20 protein-coding genes, 1 tRNA gene and 2 rRNA genes are annotated in these 20,595 nt (G+C 62.1%); 16 read left to right on the top strand and 7 right to left on the bottom strand.

Features of this window, described 5'->3' with window-relative positions:
• The first annotated feature begins 56 nt into the window (after positions 1 to 56).
• From ACN6KF_RS00020 to ACN6KF_RS00035, 4 genes are all read left to right on the top strand, one after another.
• Positions 57 to 2,882 (top strand): 23S ribosomal RNA (locus tag ACN6KF_RS00020).
• An 86-nt stretch (positions 2,883 to 2,968) separates the two neighbouring features.
• Positions 2,969 to 3,083, top strand: a 5S ribosomal RNA gene (gene rrf, locus ACN6KF_RS00025).
• A 40-nt stretch (positions 3,084 to 3,123) separates the two neighbouring features.
• Positions 3,124 to 3,200 (top strand) — tRNA-Met (locus ACN6KF_RS00030).
• Positions 3,201 to 3,436: 236 nt separating this feature from the next.
• The gene (locus tag ACN6KF_RS00035) at positions 3,437 to 4,426 is read left to right on the top strand and encodes a DUF808 domain-containing protein (RefSeq protein ID WP_434954860.1); all 990 of its coding nucleotides are present in this window, start codon (positions 3,437 to 3,439) and stop codon (positions 4,424 to 4,426) included.
• 56 nt (positions 4,427 to 4,482) lie between these two features.
• On the opposite strand, the gene ACN6KF_RS00040 is transcribed toward ACN6KF_RS00035, so the two are convergent.
• From ACN6KF_RS00040 to ACN6KF_RS00050, 3 genes are all read right to left on the bottom strand, one after another.
• The gene (locus tag ACN6KF_RS00040; RefSeq protein ID WP_434954861.1) at positions 4,483 to 5,520 is read right to left on the bottom strand and encodes a phytanoyl-CoA dioxygenase family protein; all 1,038 of its coding nucleotides are present in this window, start codon (positions 5,518 to 5,520) and stop codon (positions 4,483 to 4,485) included.
• A gap of 6 nt (positions 5,521 to 5,526) precedes the next feature.
• A complete protein-coding gene (locus tag ACN6KF_RS00045; RefSeq protein ID WP_434954862.1) occupies positions 5,527 to 6,411 on the bottom strand; it encodes a class I SAM-dependent methyltransferase in 885 nt (294 codons plus the stop codon).
• A gap of 181 nt (positions 6,412 to 6,592) precedes the next feature.
• On the bottom strand, positions 6,593 to 7,501 hold the full coding sequence (locus tag ACN6KF_RS00050; RefSeq protein ID WP_434954863.1) for a LysR family transcriptional regulator: 909 nt from the start codon (positions 7,499 to 7,501) through the stop codon (positions 6,593 to 6,595).
• A gap of 131 nt (positions 7,502 to 7,632) precedes the next feature.
• On the opposite strand from ACN6KF_RS00050, the gene ACN6KF_RS00055 reads away from it, so the two are divergent.
• The 3 genes from ACN6KF_RS00055 to ACN6KF_RS00065 are packed head-to-tail and all read left to right on the top strand — an operon-like array spanning position 7,633 to position 9,690.
• Entirely contained in the window at positions 7,633 to 8,007 is a 375-nt protein-coding gene (locus ACN6KF_RS00055; protein ID WP_434954864.1) for an Atu4866 domain-containing protein, read from the top strand.
• A gap of 51 nt (positions 8,008 to 8,058) precedes the next feature.
• Complete coding sequence (locus tag ACN6KF_RS00060) at positions 8,059 to 8,913, top strand: oxidoreductase (protein ID WP_434954865.1); 855 nt, start codon at positions 8,059 to 8,061, stop codon at positions 8,911 to 8,913.
• 42 nt (positions 8,914 to 8,955) lie between these two features.
• Positions 8,956 to 9,690 carry an SDR family oxidoreductase gene (locus ACN6KF_RS00065; RefSeq protein WP_434954866.1) on the top strand — a complete coding sequence of 245 codons (735 nt, stop codon included), beginning with the start codon at positions 8,956 to 8,958 and terminating at the stop codon, positions 9,688 to 9,690.
• 33 nt (positions 9,691 to 9,723) lie between these two features.
• Here ACN6KF_RS00065 and ACN6KF_RS00070 read toward each other — a convergent pair whose 3' ends face one another.
• Both ACN6KF_RS00070 and ACN6KF_RS00075 read right to left on the bottom strand, forming a co-directional pair.
• On the bottom strand, positions 9,724 to 10,419 hold the full coding sequence (locus ACN6KF_RS00070; RefSeq protein ID WP_434954867.1) for a DsbA family protein: 696 nt from the start codon (positions 10,417 to 10,419) through the stop codon (positions 9,724 to 9,726).
• Positions 10,420 to 10,484: 65 nt separating this feature from the next.
• Positions 10,485 to 11,369, bottom strand: a complete 885-nt coding sequence (locus ACN6KF_RS00075; protein WP_434954868.1) for an NAD(P)-dependent oxidoreductase — start codon at positions 11,367 to 11,369, stop codon at positions 10,485 to 10,487.
• A 149-nt stretch (positions 11,370 to 11,518) separates the two neighbouring features.
• Between ACN6KF_RS00075 and ACN6KF_RS00080 the strand changes: the two genes are divergently transcribed.
• Both ACN6KF_RS00080 and ACN6KF_RS00085 read left to right on the top strand, forming a co-directional pair.
• Positions 11,519 to 11,869 (top strand): winged helix-turn-helix transcriptional regulator, encoded by a 351-nt coding sequence (locus ACN6KF_RS00080; protein ID WP_434954869.1) that lies wholly within the window; start codon positions 11,519 to 11,521, stop codon positions 11,867 to 11,869.
• Positions 11,870 to 12,140: 271 nt separating this feature from the next.
• Positions 12,141 to 12,788: a cysteine hydrolase family protein gene (locus ACN6KF_RS00085; protein WP_434954870.1), complete on the top strand. Its 648-nt coding sequence runs from the start codon at positions 12,141 to 12,143 to the stop codon at positions 12,786 to 12,788.
• Between the two features lie 64 nt (positions 12,789 to 12,852).
• On the opposite strand, the gene ACN6KF_RS00090 is transcribed toward ACN6KF_RS00085, so the two are convergent.
• Positions 12,853 to 13,164: a hypothetical protein gene (locus ACN6KF_RS00090; RefSeq protein ID WP_434954871.1), complete on the bottom strand. Its 312-nt coding sequence runs from the start codon at positions 13,162 to 13,164 to the stop codon at positions 12,853 to 12,855.
• Positions 13,165 to 13,177: 13 nt separating this feature from the next.
• Here ACN6KF_RS00090 and ACN6KF_RS00095 point away from each other — a divergent pair, with 13 nt between their 5' ends.
• Positions 13,178 to 13,924 carry a BPL-N domain-containing protein gene (locus ACN6KF_RS00095; protein ID WP_434954872.1) on the top strand — a complete coding sequence of 249 codons (747 nt, stop codon included), beginning with the start codon at positions 13,178 to 13,180 and terminating at the stop codon, positions 13,922 to 13,924.
• 178 nt (positions 13,925 to 14,102) lie between these two features.
• On the opposite strand, the gene ACN6KF_RS00100 is transcribed toward ACN6KF_RS00095, so the two are convergent.
• Positions 14,103 to 15,557: a M20/M25/M40 family metallo-hydrolase gene (locus tag ACN6KF_RS00100; protein ID WP_434954873.1), complete on the bottom strand. Its 1,455-nt coding sequence runs from the start codon at positions 15,555 to 15,557 to the stop codon at positions 14,103 to 14,105.
• 332 nt (positions 15,558 to 15,889) lie between these two features.
• Between ACN6KF_RS00100 and ACN6KF_RS00105 the strand changes: the two genes are divergently transcribed.
• The 6 genes from ACN6KF_RS00105 (at position 15,890) to arsK (ending at position 20,562) form a co-directional block, all read left to right on the top strand.
• On the top strand, positions 15,890 to 16,660 hold the full coding sequence (locus ACN6KF_RS00105; RefSeq protein ID WP_434954874.1) for a DUF899 domain-containing protein: 771 nt from the start codon (positions 15,890 to 15,892) through the stop codon (positions 16,658 to 16,660).
• Positions 16,661 to 16,818: 158 nt separating this feature from the next.
• Complete coding sequence (locus ACN6KF_RS00110) at positions 16,819 to 17,313, top strand: heme-degrading domain-containing protein (RefSeq protein ID WP_434954875.1); 495 nt, start codon at positions 16,819 to 16,821, stop codon at positions 17,311 to 17,313.
• Entirely contained in the window at positions 17,310 to 17,693 is a 384-nt protein-coding gene (locus tag ACN6KF_RS00115; protein WP_434959578.1) for a VOC family protein, read from the top strand. Before ACN6KF_RS00110 ends, ACN6KF_RS00115 begins: the two co-directional genes overlap by 4 nt.
• Before the next feature lie 131 nt (positions 17,694 to 17,824).
• A complete protein-coding gene (locus ACN6KF_RS00120) occupies positions 17,825 to 18,856 on the top strand; it encodes an alpha/beta hydrolase family protein (protein ID WP_434954876.1) in 1,032 nt (343 codons plus the stop codon).
• A gap of 84 nt (positions 18,857 to 18,940) precedes the next feature.
• Complete coding sequence (gene arsC / locus ACN6KF_RS00125; RefSeq protein WP_434954877.1) at positions 18,941 to 19,348, top strand: arsenate reductase (glutaredoxin); 408 nt, start codon at positions 18,941 to 18,943, stop codon at positions 19,346 to 19,348.
• A 17-nt stretch (positions 19,349 to 19,365) separates the two neighbouring features.
• Complete coding sequence (gene arsK, locus ACN6KF_RS00130; protein WP_434954878.1) at positions 19,366 to 20,562, top strand: arsenite efflux MFS transporter ArsK; 1,197 nt, start codon at positions 19,366 to 19,368, stop codon at positions 20,560 to 20,562.
• The last annotated feature ends 33 nt before the right edge of the window (positions 20,563 to 20,595 follow it).

Consider the following 20,595-nt stretch of genomic DNA (forward strand, 5'->3'; position numbering starts at 1 on the left):
CGCGCAGGCAGCAGCGATTTGGACTTTGGTGTCCGGTGAGTATTGATAATGAGAGCGATCAAGCGTCTTAAGGGCATTTGGTGGATGCCTTGGCACTGAGAGGCGATGAAGGACGTGGTACGCTGCGAAAAGCTTCGGGGAGCTGCGAACAAGCTTTGATCCGAAGATATCCGAATGGGGAAACCCACTTCCGACAATTATTATTTTGGGGTCGTGAGACTGGTGGAGCAATCTGCCGGTCCTGCGGTTCTGGATTAATAATTGTCAAATGGAGGTATTTAGTCCCTGAATACATAGGGGATTAAAAGCGAACCCGGGGAACTGAAACATCTAAGTACCCGGAGGAAAGGACATCAACCGAGACTCCGTTAGTAGTGGCGAGCGAACGCGGACCAGGCCAGTGCTCTTGATTGAGTCAGCAAAAGCAGATGGAAAGCTGCACATGAGTGGGTGATAGTCCCGTATGCGACGATGATATCGAGAGACTTGAGTAGGGCGGGGCACGTGAAACCCTGTCTGAACGTGGGGGGACCACCCTCCAAGCCTAAGTACTCCTCAGTGACCGATAGTGAACCAGTACCGTGAGGGAAAGGTGAAAAGATCCCCGACGAGGGGAGTGAAACAGATCCTGAAACCGGATGCCTACAAACAGGTGGAGCCTGCAATGGTGACACCGTACCTTTTGTATAATGGGCCAGCGACTTAGTGAGACGAGCAAGCTTAAGCCGGTAGGTGTAGGCGTAGCGAAAGCGAGTCTGAACAGGGCGTTCAGTTCGTCTTATTAGACCCGAAACCGATGTGATCTAGCCATGAGCAGGTTGAAGGTGGGGTAACACCCACTGGAGGACCGAACCGGTGTCTGTTGAAAAAGCCTCGGATGACTTGTGGCTAGGGGTGAAAGGCCAATCAAACTCGGAAATAGCTGGTTCTCCGCGAAAACTATTTAGGTAGTGCGTCGCATGAATACTCCAGGGGGTAGAGCACTGGATGGGCTAGGGGGTCTTACCGACCTACCAAACCTAACCAAACTCCGAATACCTGGAAGTAGTGTGCGGCAGACAGACGGCGGGTGCTAACGTCCGTCGTCGAGAGGGAAAAAACCCTGACCACCAGCTAAGGCCCCTAATTCGTGGCTAAGTGGTAAAGGATGTGAGGATCCCATAACAACCAGGAGGTTGGCTTAGAAGCAGCCATCCTTTAAAGAAAGCGTAACAGCTCACTGGTCTAAACAAGGGTCTTTGCGCCGAAAATGTAACGGGGCTCAAGCCACGAGCCGAAGCTGTGGGTGTGCATGCGAGAGTATGTACGCGGTAGCGGAGCGTTCCATAGGCCTGTGAAGGAGTACGCGTGAGCGGCTCTGGAGGTATTGGAAGTGCGAATGCTGGCATGAGTAACGACAAACAGTGTGAGAGACACTGTCGCCGAAAGTCCAAGGGTTCCTGCGTAAAGCTAATCTGCGCAGGGTTAGTCGGCCCCTAAGGCGAGGCTGAAAAGCGTAGTCGATGGGAACAAGGTGAATATTCCTTGACCAGTGGGTAGTGACGGATCTCTTCCGTGGTGTGTGCTTATTGGATTGTGCATGCCATCACGAGGTTCCAGGAAATAGCTCCCACATCAGACCGTACCCGAAACCGACACAGGTGGACTGGTAGAGTATACCAAGGCGCTTGAGAGAACTATGCTGAAGGAACTCGGCAATTTGCCTCCGTAACTTCGGGATAAGGAGGCCTCGTTCGTGGGCAACCATGGGCGAGGGGCACAAACTAGGGGGTGGCGACTGTTTAACAAAAACACAGGGCTCTGCTAAGCCGCAAGGCGACGTATAGGGTCTGACGCCTGCCCGGTGCCGGAAGGTTAAGAGGAGAGGTGCAAGCTTTGAATCGAAGCCCCGGTAAACGGCGGCCGTAACTATAACGGTCCTAAGGTAGCGAAATTCCTTGTCGGGTAAGTTCCGACCTGCACGAATGGCGTAACGATCTCCCCGCTGTCTCCAGCATAGACTCAGTGAAATTGAATTCCCCGTGAAGATGCGGGGTACCTGCGCTTAGACGGAAAGACCCCGTGCACCTTTACTATAACTTTACACTGGCATTCGTGCTTGCATGTGTAGGATAGGTGGTAGGCTATGAAGCATGGGCGCCAGCCCGTGTGGAGCCACCCTTGAAATACCACCCTTACGATCATGGATGTCTAACCGCGACCCGTCATCCGGGCCCGGGACAGTGTATGGTGGGTAGTTTGACTGGGGCGGTCGCCTCCCAAAGAGTAACGGAGGCGTGCGACGGTGGGCTCAGACCGGTCGGAAATCGGTCGTCGAGTGCAATGGCATAAGCCCGCCTGACTGCGAGACTGACAAGTCGAGCAGAGACGAAAGTCGGCCATAGTGATCCGGTGGTCCGTTGTGGAACGGCCATCGCTCAACGAATAAAAGGTACGCCGGGGATAACAGGCTGATGATTCCCAAGAGTCCATATCGACGGAATCGTTTGGCACCTCGATGTCGACTCATCACATCCTGGGGCTGGAGAAGGTCCCAAGGGTTCGGCTGTTCGCCGATTAAAGTGGTACGTGAGTTGGGTTCAAAACGTCGTGAGACAGTTTGGTCCCTATCTGGCGTGGGCGTAGGAGAATTGAGAGGATCTGTCCTTAGTACGAGAGGACCGGGATGGACGTACCTCTGGTGGACCTGTTGTGGCGCCAGCCGCAGTGCAGGGTAGCTATGTACGGTCGGGATAACCGCTGAAGGCATCTAAGCGGGAAACCCACCTCAAGATGAGTTCTCCCTCGAAAGCCGTGGTAGACCACCACGTTGATAGGCCGGGTGTGGAAGCGGAGCGATCCGTGCAGCTTACCGGTACTAATAGCTTGATCGGCTTGATCGCTCTCATTTATCAATACTCACTCGCGGTGAAAAATACCGACAGTGACCTGGAATATTCCATTCTTGCTTCAGATTTTGCTTCGCCGGCCTGGTGGCACTAGCGAGGAGCCTCAACCCGATCCCATCCCGAACTCGGCCGTTAAACTCCTCAGCGCCGATGGTACTATGTCTCAAGACCTGGGAGAGTAGGTCGTTGCCAGGCCTGCAAAGCAAAAATCTCGAATACCATGTAAATTACCTGCCGCGGGGTGGAGCAGCCCGGTAGCTCGTCAGGCTCATAACCTGAAGGCCGCAGGTTCAAATCCTGCCCCCGCAACCAAATCGCATATCAAAAACCCCGATCGAGATAATTACTCGGTCGGGGTTTTGCGTTTGAGTTATGCAATCAAGGCGGGAAATGCGATGTCCCAGGCTGCGCTCTGGATGTTCGAAGCGCTGCCTCGCCATTTTCTCCCTGCTTCGGTAGGTGAACGCAAACACGGGATGATGATGCCGGACTTGATACATGGCATTTCTGTCCAGTATCGACTGCTGCAAAGCTGAATTGGGGGTGCAATGAGTGTTGGCCTGATCGCCCTTCTCGACGACGTCGCGGCCCTGGCAAAAGTCGCCGCCGCCTCACTGGACGACATTGCCGGCCAGGCTGCCAAGGCAGGCGCCAAGGCGGCTGGCGTCGTCATCGACGATGCGGCTGTCACGCCGCGCTACGTCACAGGGTTTGCGGCAAAGCGCGAATTGCCCATCATTGGCAAGATCGCTGCCGGTTCGCTCAAGAACAAGCTTCTGATCCTGCTGCCGGTCTCGCTCGCGCTCAGCCTGCTTGCGCCCCAGGCGATTACGCCCTTGCTGATGATCGGCGGCGTCTATCTTTGCTACGAAGGCGTCGAGAAGATCTATGAACTCATCGTGCCGCATGCAGCCCATCAGCATGAAGCCGAACTCGGTTCGATCAACCCCAATGCGCAATCCTTCGAAGATCAGAAAGTCGCAAGCGCCATCAAAACCGACTTCATCCTGTCGGCGGAGATCATGGCCATCACACTCGGTTCCGTTCCCGATAGCGGATTCGTGACCCAGGCCGTCATCTTGGCCATTGTCGGCATAGGCATTACGGCTGCGGTCTATGGTGCGGTCGCTCTTATCGTCAAAGCCGATGATCTCGGCTTGGCGATGGCCAGGGTGATCTCGCCCTCCTTGATGGGGCGCCTGCTGCGCGGAATGGGCCGTGCGCTCGTCGTCGGCATGCCCTATTTCCTGAAGGTGCTCGGCTTGGTCGGCATTGCTGCGATGATCTGGGTCGGCGGCGGCATCATCCTGCATGGCTTCGAGGCCTATGGCTTGGGCGCTCTCAGCCATGTCCTCCATGAGGCCGCCGAAGCGGCGGCGCATAGTGTGCCGGCGGCTGGTGGGGTGGTGACATGGCTGGTCCAGGCTGCGGGCTCGGGCCTTGTGGGCATTGGCGTGGGGCTGGTGACCATTCCTGTGATCAGCTATGTCGTTGCGCCGATCTGGCGCCTGTTCAAGCGGAGGCCCAGTAGCGCCTGATATCGAGAGCCAATCCCGTCCACACCCAATTCCAAATACCCCCGCCGGAGAAGGCCTCACAGGCTCTCGTCGATCGCGGGGGGGGCATAAAGCCCGTTCTTATGCAGGCGCGTAGCATTGCCGGAAAGGTCATGATAGGTGAAGGCGCCCTGTGCGAAATAGTGGCAGACCATCGCCTTGCGGGAAAGCTTGAGATCCTTGCGAGGCGAGCCGCCGTGCAACAGGTCGGCATGCCAGAACAGGACGTCACCGGCCTTGGCCAGGAAATATTTCGGCTCGAGGCCCAAAGTGTCGATATAGTGTCGGATCGTCGGCTCGTAGCGTGAGCCGTAAACCCCGATATTTTCCTTGAATGCACGCGGCGGAATACCGAGCTCCCCGCTCAGCAAAGGGGGTACGAGCCGGTGGCTGCGTGGATAATATTCCAATGGCCCGCAATCAGTGCCGACATCCTCGAACGCAATCCAACTCGCCAGCATGTAGCCCAGTGGATAGGTCGTCATGTGGATCGTGTCGGAATGCGGACTCTGCCAGCTACCCTTATGTCCCATGATCGTCTGGAACGGTAGGGTCTTGCGTCCGAACAGCACATCCGAAATTCTCAATATCTTGGGATGTTGCTGCAACTCGCGCAGGACCGGCACCGGAATGTGGGGATCGAGCGTACGGCCGGGGTGAATATCGCCGGCACCCCGGCTCTCCGGCGCGACCGTGATCGTTCCATCGGCGATCGCCTTTTCATAGGCTGCCCAGAGGCGATCGAGAAGTTCCGCCTCGATCAGACCAGGCGCGATGCAGTAACCCTCGAATATCCATTGTTTGCACATCGCAGCTTCGGTGTCGTTGAGTTCGCCGGCGGTATGGCGACGTTCGACTTCCAGCAACGCGTTCGGCCTGTCAAGCCAGCAAGCCGGGCCACTGATGGGAAACGCATCGCCGCGAAACTCCTCGATGGCTTCGAGGTCCACCGGCCTCTCCGCGATATAGGTTTCCCGGAATTTCTGCTCGATCACCAAGGGGCTTTCCTTCTTGGGCCCCTTCCTGATTGATTTGGCCTTGATGCCCCGACGGATGAGATTCGCTAGCCCCAACACCGTGTTTCACCTTTCAGCTTGCTGAGCCGTTCGCCGGGCGAAGACGGAAAATGACGGGCCGTTGATGTGTTGGGGATCGTCATGGGCAACGCGCACATCGTCAAAACCCAGTACGCCGAGAACCGCCAGAAGGTCTTCTTTTTCCATCCAATAATGTCGATTGACCGGACCGCCGCAATATGCCGTTTTCTTCCAGGCGCCATAGTAACTGCGCTCGTGCAATTTGATATCGATGCCGCGAAACTCGACTTCGTGGCTGAGTTCCTTGTATGGCGGCTTTTGTGACTTGAACGGAACGCGCCTGAGATCTTCGGGTGGCATTGCAGTTTCGTCGAAGTAATGTGTCCAGATATAGATCGCATCGGCTCTGGCGGCCAGCAATTCGAGCAATCTCAGCGGGTCCTCCATATGATAGAGGACACCGCATGCAACGATGAGATCGTATGGCGGGTCGTCTCGTTCCAGCCATTTGACGAAGTCGCCGAGATGAAAATGCGCACGCTGCAGTCTGAAGATCTCCTTGGCGATCAGGCAGCGCAGGAAGGCCATTTTGTTGGCTTCCACGGCGTCGAGGACGTCTGGACCAAGCCTCTCCAGCATCATCGAGTGGGAGCCTTCCAAAGGGCCCAGCTCGAGAACGCGCCGACCGGAGACGGGCCCGAATTGTTCGACGCACCAGTGGATCCTCCCATCCTCATACATATAGGAAGGTCCCGCCTGGATGCCCAATTCCGGCGGGAAGGCGTGATTCCATCCCGGAATCAAGTCGACAGCGTTCTGGGGCGACGGCTCGGAGAAAACATACCCATCGGTCAGATGGAATTCTTCGACATCTTCTTTCGATTTTGCCGCCCGCACACGGCGGAAAATCTGCTGAAGTGGATTCGTCATTTCTTCCTGCGCTGTAGAAGCATTTATCTCCAAGTCGTCTGTTTAGGTCTAGCTGTCAACTGCATCCCCGGCAAATTTTGTGTCGCTTGTCCAAGCGGTTTAGCAATTGCTTGAGTTAGCCAACTTGCATGGCCAGGAAAGGGGGCTCCATGTTGCCGGTCGGGGGGCCGCGTCGCAGCCCTCACGGTGCTTCGCCGTTGCGTGTCGTGGTGCGCAGATGATCGACCAGCGCACGAAGCTTTGCCGGCTGGCGCTGGCGGCGCGGATAATAGAGATAGAAGCCGGCAAAGGGCGGCCCGAACGCTTCGAGCAGCGGCATCAGGTCCCCGCGGTCGAGATAGGCTCGGAAGGTGTCGTAGACGCCGAAGGTGATGCCGGTGCCGGTACAGGCCAGACGGATCATGGTGCCCATATCGTTGGTCGTCACCCTGGGCTCGACGGCGATCTCGAAGTCGCGGCCGTTCTCGGTGAATTCCCAGCGATAGGGGGCGAGGTCCGGCCGGGCGCGCCAGCCGATGCAGCTATGGGCCAGGAGATCGCGTGGATGCTGCGGGGTGCCGCAGCGGGCGAGGTAGTCGGGCGAGGCCACTGCCAATTGGCGCTGTTCACCTGAGACGGGGATGGCGATCATGTCCTGTTCGATCACCTCACCCAGCCGCACGCCGGCATCGAAACCGGCCTGCACGATGTCGTCTTCCTCGTCCGTCACCGTGAGATCGAGCCGGATGCCGGGATAGGCCTGCAGGAATCCCGTCAGGGCGGCGCCGGACAGGAAGGTCTCGGCGATCGAGGAGACGCTGAGCCGGAGCGTGCCGGCTGGACGCCCGCGCTCGTCTTGAACCGCGCCTAGCGCCGTCTTCACCTCGGACAGGGCCGGGTTGACGCTCTGGTAGAGCTGCTCGCCCGCCTCGGTCAGGCGCACGCTGCGCGTGGTGCGCTGCACGAGCGCGACGCCGAGGCGATCCTCCAGGCGCTGCAGGCCCTGGCTGACAGCCGAACGGGTGACGCCCAGCCGCTCGGCCGCGAGGCGGAAACTGCCGGCCTCCGCCACAGCGACAAAGGTTGAAATGCCTTCGAACACATCTGCCATTGGTTAGGTAACCTAACCAAGTCATCTCGGATTGGCAACTCGATCGCGCCAATTCCCCGGTCTAGGGTGCATTTCAGCGGGGCCGACGGTCGGCCTGCGCGAAACAGGAACCTGACGCGAGGAGGATGGCCATGGCGCATCGCAATGTCGGCGGCCAGATCGCGGTCCATGCGGCGATCGTGACCCTGCTGACGGGGGCGAACCCGGCGCTGGCCTCGAATATGCCGTCCCCCAGCCAGGATCAGATCATGACAAACGAGGCGAACATGGCTGAACACCCTTATGCGGGGATGTGGGTCACGGAAGACGGCCATATCCGGCAGGAACTGCTGCCGAACGGGCGCTATGACGAAGCGCGCGGCAGCCGCAAGAGCGCCTATCGCGGCCGCTACGAGGTCCGTGGCAGGCACATCGATTATTGGGACGACACCGGCTTCACCGCGGATGGCGAATTCGTCGACCGCGACACGCTGCGTCATGGCGGCATGGTGTTCCGGCGCCGCTGAGCGGGCGCCGGGCTGGGGCTCAATGCTCTGGCCGAAAGAGGGGATACTGACATGACAAAGCAAACACCGGTCTGGTTCATCACGGGGGCTTCTTCGGGCCTCGGCCTGGCACTGGCACAGGCCGTTCTCGCCAGGGGATGGCAGGCCGTGCTGGCGGCGCGGCGGTTGGAAGCGCTGGCCGACCTTGCCGCCGCGCATGGCGAGCGTGCTCTCACCGTCGAACTCGACGTGACGGATCCCGGCGCGATCGAGAAGGCCGTGGCGGCGGCCGAGGCTCGCTTCGGGCATATCGACGTCGCCGTCAACAGTGCTGGCTATGGCTATCTGGCAGCGATCGAGGAAGGTGAGGATGCCGCGATCCGGGCCCAGTTCGAAACCAATGTCTTCGGGCTGATCGGCGTTACCAAGAGAATATTGCCTGGCATGCGGGCGCGCCGGAGCGGGCATATCGTCAATATCTCGTCCCTGGGCGGCCTCGTGGCCTTTGCGGCGACCGGCTATTACCACGCCACCAAATTCGCCGTGGAAGCCCTGTCGGAATCGCTCGCCCAGGAGGTCGCACCGCTCGGCATCAAGGTGACGATCGTCGAGCCCGGGGCTTTCCGCACCGATTGGGCCGGCCGCTCCATGGTGGAGGCGCCCACCGTCATCGCCGATTATGCCGACACCGCCGGCAGGCGCCGCGAGCAGACCCGCGCCGTTTCCGGGGGGCAGCCCGGCGATCCCGCCCGCGCCGCCCTTGCCATCATCAAGGCGGTCGAAGCACCGGAGCCGCCACTACGCCTGCTGCTCGGGGCGCCGGCCTTGCGCATCGCCCGCCAAAGGCTGGAGGCGCTGAGCCTCAATTTCGAGACCTGGGCCGAGACCACGCTGAGCGCCGATTTTCCCGACCCGGCGAAGGCCTGATGCCGCGCCTCGGCGCGAACACCTCAACAAGGAACCTATGAGATGAATGCAATTGCAGGAAAAGTCGTGGCCATCACCGGCGCGAGCAGTGGCATCGGCGAGGCCAGCGCGAGAATGCTGGCGGCAGCGGGCGCCCGGGTGGTGATCGGTGCGCGCCGTACTGACAGGCTGGAGAGTCTCGCCGCGGCGATCGCGGCCGAAGGCGGCGAGGTGAGTGTGCGCCCGCTCGACGTGACCTCCCAGGCCGAGGTCGCCGCCTTTGCAGGCTTCGCGCGCCAGGCTTTCGGGCGGCTCGACGTGATGGTCAACAATGCCGGGGTGATGCCACTCTCCCCGCTGTCGGCGTTGAGGGTGGCGGAATGGGACCGCATGATCGACGTCAACATCAAGGGGGTGCTCTACGGCATCGCCGCGGCGCTGCCGATCATGGAGGAGCAGGGCAACGGGCAGATCGTCAACGTCTCCTCGATCGGCGGCCATCGCGTCTCGCCCACCGCCGCCGTCTATTGCGCTACCAAATTCGCCGTGCGCGCCATTTCGGACGGGCTGCGCCAGGAGACGGATCGCATCCGCGTCACGGTGATCTCGCCCGGCACCACCACCTCCGAGCTTGCCGACACGATCGGCGATCCCACCGCGCGGGAGGCGATGAAAGCCTTCCGGGCTGTTACCATCAGCCCGGATGCCGTGGCCGCTGCACTAGCCTATGCCATCGCCCAGCCCGATGACGTCGACGTCAGTGAGATCGTGGTGCGGCCAACGGCGAGCCCGCATTGAGAAAGTTCTTCATTTGCAGGCTACTAAGGCTGCTCACTTCGCAGCCTTCACATAGCGTCGAAGCTGTTCCAGGCTGAGCGCGCCGAAATAGACGTCGTGACCGATCACGAAGCCGGGCGTGCCCTGGAGCTGGAACAGGCGGGCGGCGACGTCGTTCCTGGCCAGCATGGCTGCGATCTCCGGGCCTCGCGCGGCAAGATCCTTGTCGAGCCGCGCGAGGTCCACGCCGGCCTTGCCGGCCGCATCGCGCACGGCATCCTTGTCCATGGTGCGGGGCAGGGCGAAGAGGGCATTGTGCACCTCGCCATATTTGCCCTGCCAATTGGCGGCGAGCGCCACCCTGGCGGCATAGACCGAAGCCTCCCCGAAGATCGGCCATTCCTTCATCACCAGCCTGATCTCCTTGTTTTCGCGCAGGAGGGTGGCGAGACGCGACTGCATCACTCGGCAATAGGGACAGCGATAATCCGTGAATTCGATGATGGTGACCTTGCCCTTGGGATTGCCGAGCACGGGGGAAGAGGGATCGGTGATGATGTCGTTCACGTCGATGTCGGCGGAGGCCGCGCGGGCGGAGCCAGACGGCGCGAGAAAGCCGGCCAGGCTGACGAAGAGGAGAAGGGCCGCGAGAAGCGGGAGCGGAAGGCGCCGAGATGTCATGATATGTCCTTGCTGGCGGGCTGTAGAGCCCGAGCGGCCCGATTCGCCGAGCCCATCGATACTCTTCATGCTGCCGGCATCTTCGGCAAATCACAGTTCTCGGCTGGTGAATCGCATTCACGTGAACGGTCCGCTCAATCTCGTCCAATCATGAAGCGCGAGAGTGCAGCGAAATCGTCCTCGCCCTGGCCGGCCGCGAGCGCCCGGCGGAACAGGCTGTCCTGGCCGAGGATGACGCCGAGGTCGATCTTGCGGGCCTGCATCACCGCCAGCAAATGCTCGAAGGCGTGGTAATGGGTGGCGATCGAGGCAAAGCTCTGCTCGTCACTGGCCAGGCGGCCGGTCTCGTTGCGCTTGATCAGGTCGGCGACCTGACCGTCGATCACCGGCATCAAGGTCTGCCAGAGCCGACCCAGCACGCCGAGTGCCACCCCCTCGGCTTGGCTCACGGCGATGGCGTTGAGCGTGCCGAACAGCGCCCCCCACATCAGGCCGAGCAGGGCGCTGTCGAGCGCATTGGCGAGGCCGGCATCCTCCCCGACATGCTGGACATTGCCGCCGAGGGCCAGGAATAACGGTTTGTTGGCCTCGAAGGCTTGGCTGGGGCCGGCGAACAGGATGGTGCCGGCCTCGGTACCGATGAAATCGGGCGTGGCCATGATGGCGCCGTCGAGATAGGCAGCGCCCTGCGCGGCCGCCCAGCCTCCAGCCTCGCGCGCGCCCTGCGGTGTGCCCGAGGTGAGTTCGACCACGAGCTTGCCTTCGAGGGCCCGGCCGACGCCGGCCTCGCGCAGCAGCGCGGCGGTGGCGTCGTAATCGCTGACATTCACGATGACGACCGCTCCCGCCGCCACGGCTTCGGCCACGGAGGGCGCGACGGTCGCGCCGAGGGCAGCCAGCGCCTCGGCCTTGGCCGGGGTACGGTTCCACACCGTCACCTCATGGCCGGCGCCCAGCAGGGCGCGCGCCAGCGCCGATCCCATGCGTCCCGTTCCCAGCACCGCAATTGCAAGCTTCATCTCGACACTCCATATCCACCAGCGCGGGCTGACGAATTCCTGCCGCGCCTTCCATCGTCCTCGGGCAGATGGGGCTGGCGTGGCGGCGCTCAATACGCACGCCCACGTAAGTGGTTACCAGGTCGTAAGGGGTGGCGAGGGAGAGGGGCATGGCGGATACGGCGAATGATTGCGGCTTTGCGGCGGCGATCCGCATGCTCGAAGGCAAATGGAAGCTCGACATTTTGTGCGAGCTCCATACCGGTGCCCGCCGCTTCGGCCGGCTGCGCCGAGCTATTCCGGCAATCAGCGAGAAGATGCTGGCGCAAAAGCTACGCGAATTGGAAGCCGACAGCCTCATCCACCGCAAGGTCTATGAGCAGATACCGGCCAAGGTCGTCTATTCCCTGAGCGAGCGCGGCGCCGGCCTCATCGCCAGCAGCGCTGCCCTCTGCCGTTGGGGAGAGCAGCTTGGCCTCAGCGAGCCGACGCCGGCGGCCTGCGCGGCGCCGGCCGGGTGAGACCTGCTGCATGGCACTTCCGGCAGGGTCAAAGGAAGGAAATCCAAAGGCTGAACATGCGACACTCAGCCTCGGATTCCCTTGAAAGCAGCGCCTCTGGGGGTGTCGCTACCTTTGGTTGCGCTATGGGCGACACAGGCACTGCGTCGGATCGGGTAATGTCTCCTTCCGCCGGTAAAGGGGTGATTTGCAAGCGGCCTCGCCGTAAGGTGAGGGGCTGTCATGGCGCCGGTCATCAGGTCGGCGGCCTCCCCGCAAGGAGCTGAACTCCATGAAGAATCCCTTCGGTCTCGAACTCCACGGCTCCCTCGCGGAGCTCTGCCGGCCCGACCGCATGGCCGTCATCGTCTACGACATGCAGGTGGGCATCCTCAGCCAGATTGCCGACAGCGCCGCCATCATCGCGCGCAATGCCACCGTGCTGCAGGCTGCGCGGGCGGGCGGTTACCGCGTCATCTTCCTGCGACACATGTCGATGCCGCCCAAATTGATGGGACGCTTCCAATATCGCCAGGCCATGGCCTGGCAGCGCACCGAGGACCCCGCCGCGGTGAAGCCCTGGTTCCTGCGCTCCTCGCCCGGCTTCGAGATCGCGCCGGAACTGGCGCCACGCGAAGACGAGGCCATCCTCGACAAGATCACCTTCTCGGCCTTCGCCGACACGCCGCTCGCCACCATCCTGCGCGATTGCGGTCTCACCTCCTTCGCCATCATGGGCGTCGCCATCGAGATCGGCATCGAGCCGACGGCCCGCCACGGCGCCGATCTCGGCTTCGTGCCCGTTATCGTCGAGGACGCCTGCGGCACCGGCCACCGGGAGGCGGCCGAGCGCAGCTTTACCTCGCTCGCCTATATGGGCGATGCCATCCTCACGCGGAGCGAGGCGCTGGCTGGGATGATGGCTGAGACGGCGGGATGAAGAAGGTGCCTTCGTCGCTGGCTTGGGATTCATCCATTAATAAACGAATCGAGTTGGCTCTTTGTCATTGCCGTGCTTGACCCGGCAATCCAGCTCCTCCCTCCAGACGTCGAAGCAGGGCCCCCTGGATGCCCGGGCATGACAAGGGCGGCGCTTCGGCTATTTCCGGACAATGCCTTCGTTCCAACAAGCCCTGCTCGTGGGTGAACCGGCCGCTTCTCATCCGAAGCCGAATGAAGCGGTGGCCGGTGATGCCTGTGCGGAGCAGATGCCGGTTGCCCACTCCGGCCTCCTTGCCGTCATAGAACAGCCGCAGGCCCCATCGAGGATCGCCGTTCAAATCGGCGTCCGGTTCGGAAATATCCTTCAAAATCATTGGTGCAGGTATCATGAAGCTCTGTACATCGGCTGCTATTGGGGCTGTCCTGCTCGGGACGTTACCCACGCCGTCTCTCGCACAGGCAAAGGGCGAACTCATTCGGGTGGCGGTGTATCGGGGCCCGGCCTCTTGTGAAGGCTGCTCCGAAACCATGAAGACATCGATCGAGCAACTCGGGCCGAACTACCGTGTCGAATTTGTTGGGGCGGGGGAACGGACCGACATCTCCCCCCAAAGCCTGTCACGCTACGACATCTATGTGCAGCCGGGTGGCGGTCAGGACATTCCGGGTGCGTTGCGGAGTCTGGGCAAGGCTCGCATCGGCGCCATTCGCAATTACGTGGCGCAGGGCGGCCATTATGTCGGCGTCTGCATGGGCGCCTATCTTGCGGATGCCACGGGGATAGGCCTGATCCCGCATGATCTCGATTCCGAAGTCGGACGTCCCGGCTTCGCCGTCAAGACGATTGCCGACGCAGCCATAACCGTGCGTTGGGCGGGCCAGAAACAGGGAATATTCTTTCAGGACGGTCCTTACCTGCCGAGCGCAAAGCAGGATGCGGGCTTTCGGCAGATCGCCACCTATGAGAACGGCGATGTCGCGGCGGCGCGCTATTCCTTCGGCAAAGGCAGCGTCGTCTTGAGCGGCCCTCATCCGGAGGCCGACAAGGTCTGGTTCGAGGAGGCCGACATTCCACTGGCGAAAATGCCAGGAGGTAATTTGCTCAGGGATCTGTTTTCACAAGCCAGGCGCTAGCCGGCAATTCTGTCGGGCTGCAGAATCCATCGTGGTGGCCAGCATGTTTCCTGGCGATGCTCGTTCAAGGGCCACGACTATCTGTTCGTTTGGATTGCCGACGGTCACGGCACCGGGATGTCCCGGCGCCGCGCTCCAAGCCTTCCTCCTTCCAACCCGCGGGAAGGAGGACTGGTGATCACTTCGCGGCCACGCCGACCAGTGTGCCGTAAATGAAAGACGTGCCTTCTTTCAAAGACTTGACCGCGATGCGCTCGTCATTGCCGTGCATGCGTTCGAGCGTTTCATTGTCCAGCGGGTATGGATAGATGCCATAGGTCGGTATCCCGCGGTCTCGCCAGGCGGAAGCGTCCGTGCCGGCCTCGAACAAGGCCGAAACCACCGTAGCCTCGGGCCATGTCTTCTTTCCGGCCGTTTCGAGAGCCTTGAACAGGGGCGTGTCGGTCGGGGATGCCTCGGCTTCCGTGCGCTTCTTGTAGTAGGCCTTGGCGTCGGCTTCCGACAGGGTGGTGTCGACGCTGATCTTGATATCCGGATCGGCGATGGCTTTCTCGACCTGGGCTCGCACGTCCCAGGGCGTCGAGCCCGGAATGAGGCGCACGTTCACATAGGCTTCGGCCGTGCCGGGAATGACGTTTTCCTTCACCCCGGCCTTGATGATCGTCGTCGCCACCGTATTGCGCATCAGGGCGTGCCAGAGCAATGGGTAATCACCGGTGGCGGAGACGCGTTTTCCGGCTTTCTTCAGTGCCGCAGGGTCACTGCTTGAGGCCAAGGTCTGGAGATCGCGCTTCATTTGCCCGGTTGCGCTCGATGAAAGGGCCTGGAAATAGGCTTTGGTCTGGCCGGTGAGGGTGGGCTCGGTGTCCCATACCGACAATTTCGCCAGGGCCCTCGTCAATTTGCCGACCGCGCTGTCCGGTTGCGGGCGCGAGGAGTGCGTGGGCGTACCCGTCACCTTGAGCCTGAGGCCGGCATAGATTTTGTCACGCGTCGTGATGTTGACCTGGCGGGTGACGCCCTTCTTGTCCTGGAAGATCCAGCCGCCTTCATTCAAGACGAATTCAGCGTCGATCTTGTCCCAGTGATTTTTCGCCAGCCAGTCGGTGCCGTAATCGCCGGCTTCTTCATCGGCTTCGGCCAGGAAGATCACGTCCCTCGAGAGCGCGACACCGCTTTTCTTGAGCTCCAGGAGAGCCTGGACGAACACCGCCTGACCACCCTTGAAGTCCATGGCACCCCGGCCGAGAACATAGCCATCCTTGATTTCGCCGGCGAAAGGATCGACGCTCCAGGTGTGCCGTTCAACCGGCACCACATCCGAATGCGCAGCCAGAAGCACAGGCTTCTTGCTGCCGTCGCCCTTCAGGCGAGCGATGAAGTGAGCCACGCCTTCCTTCGGGGTCTTGATGATTTCATTCTCGACGCCGGCGGCGTCGAAGATCTTCTTGAGATAGCTCGCTTCCTCCAGCGTTCGTCCCGGCGGGTTGGATGTATCGAAGCGCAGAAGCTGCTGAAGAAGCTCGACCGTCTTGTCGGATTCCTGCGCCGCGAGAGGAGAGGTCGAGCCTATAAGGGCGATGACGCCGAAAACCGTCGCGCAATTTAAAAGAATAGATGGACCCAATTTCATAACTTTTCCTCTTGGTATTCTAAATTTTATGAACCTGCTCCTCTTTCCGGGCGCTTTATGTTGGTTACCCTAGCCAAAAAACCTCGTGCGACAAGCCGCGATAAATCGATACAACATGCCTGCCTTTGATCGTGCCGAAACGACGCAGGCCGTTGCCGATAATTCCGGCATGGGCTTTCGATCGGGAGACCCTCCCGAATACCGTCACACTTGTTACTCCCACCCCTCCTCTTCTCGGTGGCACTCTCTCCTCACCGATGACGAGCCAGCGGCGGCGCGTGCCGATGTGCTTGGCGCGCGAGACGCGACTGGCCGAAATGAGGAGATTTGCGATGACGACTTCAGCCGGAAATGGACAGGACGGAGCCACGGGCATGCACATTCCGCCAGTGGTGTCGCCGCAGGATTGGCAGGCGGCGCATGAGCGGCTGTTGGCGATGGAAAAGGCGCATACCCGGGCCCGCGACGCCCTGGCAGCCCAGCGCCGGCGCATGCCGTGGATGGCGGTGGAGAAGGCCTATGTCTTCGAGGGGCCGCAGGGCCGGGCAAGCTTTGCGGATTTGTTCGAGGGGCGCAGCCAGCTCATCGCCTATCGCGCCTTTTTCGAGCCGGGTGTGTTCGGCTGGCCCGAGCATGCCTGCCGGGGCTGCTCGATGGTGGCTGACCAGGTCGCACATCTCTCTCATCTCAATGCCCGTGACACCACACTCGTCTTCCTCTCGCGGGCACCGCAGGACGATATCGCCAGGCTGAAGCAGCGCATGGGCTGGACCATGCCGTGGTACACCGTGATCGACGATTTCGACTGGGATTTCGGCGTGGGCGAATGGCACGGCACCAATGTGTTCTACCGCGACGGCGACAGGATCTTCCGCACCTATTTCGTCAACAGCCGCGGCGACGAGCAGATGGGCGGCACCTGGAACTATCTCGACATCACCCCGCTCGGCCGCCAGGAGTCTTGGGAGGATTCGCCCGAGGGCTATCCGCAGACGCCGCCCTATAAATGGTGGAACTGGAACGATGCCTACGTCGCGGGCGCGGCACCCGACAAGCGCTGGGTGCAGGTCTCGGATGCGGGCGAGGCGACCTTCCGCAAATAGCGGCGCGCTACTGGTTCGTGGAGGGGCGTTTCCACAACCCTATCAAATCATAAGGGTGGGGGCGGCACACTGATGCACGCCTTGCCTGTGTGGGAATTCGCCTGCCGTCTTGCCAGGGGTGGCGGGTCCCCGCATGATCGTCGGGCAAGGAGGCCCACATGCCCGACGAGATCACGCTGAGCGAGCTGCTACACCAGGAGGCGGTGCTCACCTTCCCGGCCTTCGACAACGACATCGCCATCGATCTGGGCACGCTGGCGCTCGGCATCGCCCGCGAGCGCGCCTTGCCGGTGGCGATCAATGTCAGCCGCAACCGCCAGCAGCTCTTCCATGCTGCCCTGGCCGGAACCTCGCTCGACAATGATCAGTGGATCGCGCGCAAATCGGCGGTGGTCTACCGGTTCGGACATTCCTCCTTCTATATGGGCCAGTCGACGCTGCCGGGCGGTCCCTCCTTCCATGATCGCTTCATGGTCGATCCCAAGGAATATGCCGCACATGGCGGCAGCTTTCCGATCATCGTGGAGGGCACGGGCCTGGTTGGCGCCATCACCATATCGGGCCTGCCCCAGCAGGCCGACCATGAGCTGGTGGTGGAAATCATTACCCGTTTCCTCGAGCAACGCTTCGGCAAGAAAGGGTTGCTGAGCTGAAGGCCGTCCCGCTCAACCGGCTGCTGATCTACGCCAGAGACATCGAGGCGATGGTGCTGTTCTATGAAAAGCATTTCGGCTTCGAGGCGATACGCCACCCCGAGGACAGGATCGTCGAACTCGTCAATCCGGGCGGAGGCATGCGCCTGATGCTGCATCAGGCCGGCAAGGGGCAGCGCAGTGGCCAGTCCCTGGTCAAGCTGGTGTTCGATGTCGAGGACGTGGATGCGTTCTGCGCCCTGAGCGCCCGAAACGGCCTGGTGTTTGGTCCGGTTCATCCGGCGGATGGCTATCGGTTTGCCAATGCCAAGGATCCCTGCGGCAATCCTGTCTCCGTCTCAAGCCGCCATGCCCGGTTAGGCGGCGGGCAACCATCCTGACGGCCTATTGAGTGCAAGACGGCGTCGGGCCCGGATCGCGTGCGGGTACGACCTCGATTGCGATCCGGTACGACCGGCAGGTGCAATCGGAGCAGGCAGGCCTCTCCCGATACCGGATCCGGAGAAGCCCGATGAGACCGCCCGTCCCATTACGCCTGCGCCTGCTGCTGCTCGCTTTTCTGCCGCTGCTCTGCCTGCTGGCACCGGCCGGTAGCCGGGCGGCTGGCCTGAGCCTGATCGAGATTCCGGCCGATGGCGGCCGGCCGGCGCTCACCGGCGGCGTCTGGTATCCCTGCGCCGGCGGCACCCCCACCGCGAACCGCTTCGGCCCCATCGTGGTGGAGGCCGTGCGCGATTGTCCGCCCGCCGGCATGCAAATGCCGCTCGTGGTGATCTCGCACGGCGTCGGCGGCTCCTTCGTCAGTCATCGCGACACAGCGCGGGCGCTGGCCGATGCCGGCTTCATCGTGGCGGCTGTCGACCATCCCCTGGATAGCGGCCGCTCGGCAACGAGGCGGCCGGGGGACATCGCCTCCATGCTGGAACGCCCCGACGACATCAAGCGGCTGGTCGATTTCATGCTGGCGGGCTGGCCCGGCGCCGCCCGGATCGCGCCGGAGCGGATCGGCGTGTTCGGCTTTTCCAGGGGCGGCTATACCGGGCTTGCGGCCATCGGCGGCACGCCGGACTTCCGGCTCATCCTTGGTCACTGCCCGACCTATCCGGGCAACCGCTGGTGCGCACAGATCGAGGTCGGTGCCACCGACGGCCGGGCGCTGACGCATGATGCGCGCATCAAGGCGGCGGTGATCGCCGACCCGGCCTTCGGGGCACAATTCACCGTTGCGGGCCTGCGGCCGGTCACCGTTCCCGTGCAGTTGTGGGCCTCCGAGTTCGGCGGCGATGGCGTGGGGCCGAAGGATGCCGACACGGTGGCGCGCAATCTCACCGCCCGGCCGGAACTGCATGTTGCCGCCAAGGCGGGGCATTTCGCCTTCCTGGCGCCCTGCAGCGCTGAACTCGCCAAGGCCGCCGCCGATTTCGGCGAAGCGGAGATCTGCACGGACGGGGCGGGTTTCGACCGGGTTGCCTTCCATCGGGACTTCAACGCTGAGGTCCTCCGCTTCTTCCGGCGGCACCTTGGCGCAGGGCAGGGGCCTTGAGCCATAGGCCGCGCCCATGCGATGGGTGTTTTGTCGGAGCAGCGTCGGCGCCGGCTCTTAGCTTCCGATCGAAAGCCCCCCGCGATGAGCGTCACCATCTATCACAACCCCGCTTGCGGCACCTCCCGCAATACCCTCGCAATGATCCGTCAGTCGGGCGAGGAGCCGGTGGTGGTCGACTATCTTACGTCGCCACCCTCGCGGGAGAAGCTCGTCGCGCTGCTGGCCGCCATGGCGATGAAGCCGCGTGACCTCCTGCGCGAGAAGGGCACACCCTATGCCGAGCTTGGCTTGGGCGACCCGCAATGGAGCGACGGTGAGATCGTCGACTTCATGCTGGCCCATCCGATCCTGATCAACCGGCCGATCGTCGAGACGGCGCGCGGCACGCGCCTGTGCCGCCCGTCCGAAGCCGTACTCGACCTGCTCGACCATCCGGTTGCGGCCTTCGTCAAGGAAGACGGCGAAGTCGTGACCCCTCGCCGGACCTGATTGCGACTGATCCAGACATGCATGCGGAACGCTCGCCGGTTGCGGCCATCATCGCCCTCGGCATCACCCAGATCATCGGTTATGGCACGCTCTATTACAGCTTCAGCATCCTGGCTGCCGACATGGCGCGGGGCCTGGGCTGGACCACGGAATGGGTGTTCGGCGCCCTCTCGGGCGCGCTGCTGATCGGGGGCGCAACCGCCCCCTGGGTCGGCCGGCTGATCGACGCGATCGGGGCGGGCCGGGTGATGGCGGTCGGTTCCCTCGGCGCTTCGGCGTCACTGGCTGCCTGTGCCATGGCGCCCGGCGGTGTGAGTTTCGTGGCGGCGCTGATCGTGATGGAGATTGCCTCCAATCTGGTGCTCTATGGCGCTGCCTTCGCTCTCCTGGTGCAGATCCGGCCACGCGCGGCCCAGCGCAGCATCACCTATCTCACCTTGATCGCGGGCTTTGCCTCCACCGTGTTCTGGCCCGTTACGTCGGCCCTGCATGAGCGCATGAATTGGCAGGGTGTCTATCTCGTCTTTGCCGGGCTCAATCTCGCGGTCTGTTTTCCCCTGTATGTCTGGCTCTCCCTCGGCCTGTCGAAGCGGGACAGCAGGACGATCGGCCAGCAGCCGGCCGTGATAGGGCTGCTCGCGCCCGCCCAACGCCCGCTCGGCTTCCGGCTGATGATCGTCGGCTTTGCCGCGCTGTCGCTGGTGGTGGCGGCCATTCTGGTCCATATGATCCCGCTGCTGTCGGGCCTCGGGCTCGGTGCGTCGGCAGCGATGATCGGTACGTTGTTCGGCCCGTCCCAGGTGCTCAGCCGCCTGGTCAACATGGTGTTCGGGCGTAACCTGCCGTCGATCGCCCTGGCGCTGATCGCGGCGACGCTGATGCCGGCCTCGGTGGCGCTGCTCGCCCTCACGGCGCCCTCCGCCACGGGCGCGGTGGTGTTTGCGGTGGTGTTCGGCCTGGGCAACGGGCTGTTCAGCATCGTGATCGGCACCCTGCCTCTGGCTCTGTTCGGCAGCGAGGGCTATGGCACACTGCAGGGCAAGGTGATGGCCGCGCGCCTGATCGTGGCGGCGATGGCGCCCTTTGCTTTCGCCTTTGCGCTGACTTCCATCGGCGCCGGCCTGTCCCTGGCGGTGACGGCGCTTCTGGGCGGGCTTGGTGGGCTGTCCTTCCTGGCGATCCGCTTCCTGGTGGAGCCAGCGCGGACAGCTTAGTGGTGCAGGTCAGTGATTGGGTGGAACGGGAGG

It is taken from the genome of Labrys methylaminiphilus subsp. lupini, assembly GCF_051161885.1.
Classification (GTDB): domain Bacteria; phylum Pseudomonadota; class Alphaproteobacteria; order Rhizobiales; family Labraceae; genus Labrys.

Coding starts and splice junctions, on each gene's coding strand:
- ACN6KF_RS00055 (WP_434954864.1), top strand. CDS start 7,633: ATGGCGCATCGCAATGTCGGCGGCCAGATCGCGGTCCATGCGGCGATC.
- ACN6KF_RS00070 (WP_434954867.1), bottom strand. CDS start 10,419: ATGAAGAGTATCGATGGGCTCGGCGAATCGGGCCGCTCGGGCTCTACA.
- ACN6KF_RS00100 (WP_434954873.1), bottom strand. CDS start 15,557: ATGAAATTGGGTCCATCTATTCTTTTAAATTGCGCGACGGTTTTCGGC.
- ACN6KF_RS00120 (WP_434954876.1), top strand. CDS start 17,825: ATGAGACCGCCCGTCCCATTACGCCTGCGCCTGCTGCTGCTCGCTTTT.
- ACN6KF_RS00080 (WP_434954869.1), top strand. CDS start 11,519: ATGGCGGATACGGCGAATGATTGCGGCTTTGCGGCGGCGATCCGCATG.
- ACN6KF_RS00060 (WP_434954865.1), top strand. CDS start 8,059: ATGACAAAGCAAACACCGGTCTGGTTCATCACGGGGGCTTCTTCGGGC.
- ACN6KF_RS00090 (WP_434954871.1), bottom strand. CDS start 13,164: ATGATTTTGAAGGATATTTCCGAACCGGACGCCGATTTGAACGGCGAT.
- ACN6KF_RS00065 (WP_434954866.1), top strand. CDS start 8,956: ATGAATGCAATTGCAGGAAAAGTCGTGGCCATCACCGGCGCGAGCAGT.
- ACN6KF_RS00110 (WP_434954875.1), top strand. CDS start 16,819: ATGCCCGACGAGATCACGCTGAGCGAGCTGCTACACCAGGAGGCGGTG.
- ACN6KF_RS00095 (WP_434954872.1), top strand. CDS start 13,178: ATGAAGCTCTGTACATCGGCTGCTATTGGGGCTGTCCTGCTCGGGACG.
- arsK (WP_434954878.1), top strand. CDS start 19,366: ATGCATGCGGAACGCTCGCCGGTTGCGGCCATCATCGCCCTCGGCATC.
- ACN6KF_RS00085 (WP_434954870.1), top strand. CDS start 12,141: ATGAAGAATCCCTTCGGTCTCGAACTCCACGGCTCCCTCGCGGAGCTC.
- ACN6KF_RS00075 (WP_434954868.1), bottom strand. CDS start 11,369: ATGAAGCTTGCAATTGCGGTGCTGGGAACGGGACGCATGGGATCGGCG.
- ACN6KF_RS00105 (WP_434954874.1), top strand. CDS start 15,890: ATGACGACTTCAGCCGGAAATGGACAGGACGGAGCCACGGGCATGCAC.
- ACN6KF_RS00050 (WP_434954863.1), bottom strand. CDS start 7,501: ATGGCAGATGTGTTCGAAGGCATTTCAACCTTTGTCGCTGTGGCGGAG.
- ACN6KF_RS00045 (WP_434954862.1), bottom strand. CDS start 6,411: ATGACGAATCCACTTCAGCAGATTTTCCGCCGTGTGCGGGCGGCAAAA.
- arsC (WP_434954877.1), top strand. CDS start 18,941: ATGAGCGTCACCATCTATCACAACCCCGCTTGCGGCACCTCCCGCAAT.
- ACN6KF_RS00035 (WP_434954860.1), top strand. CDS start 3,437: ATGAGTGTTGGCCTGATCGCCCTTCTCGACGACGTCGCGGCCCTGGCA.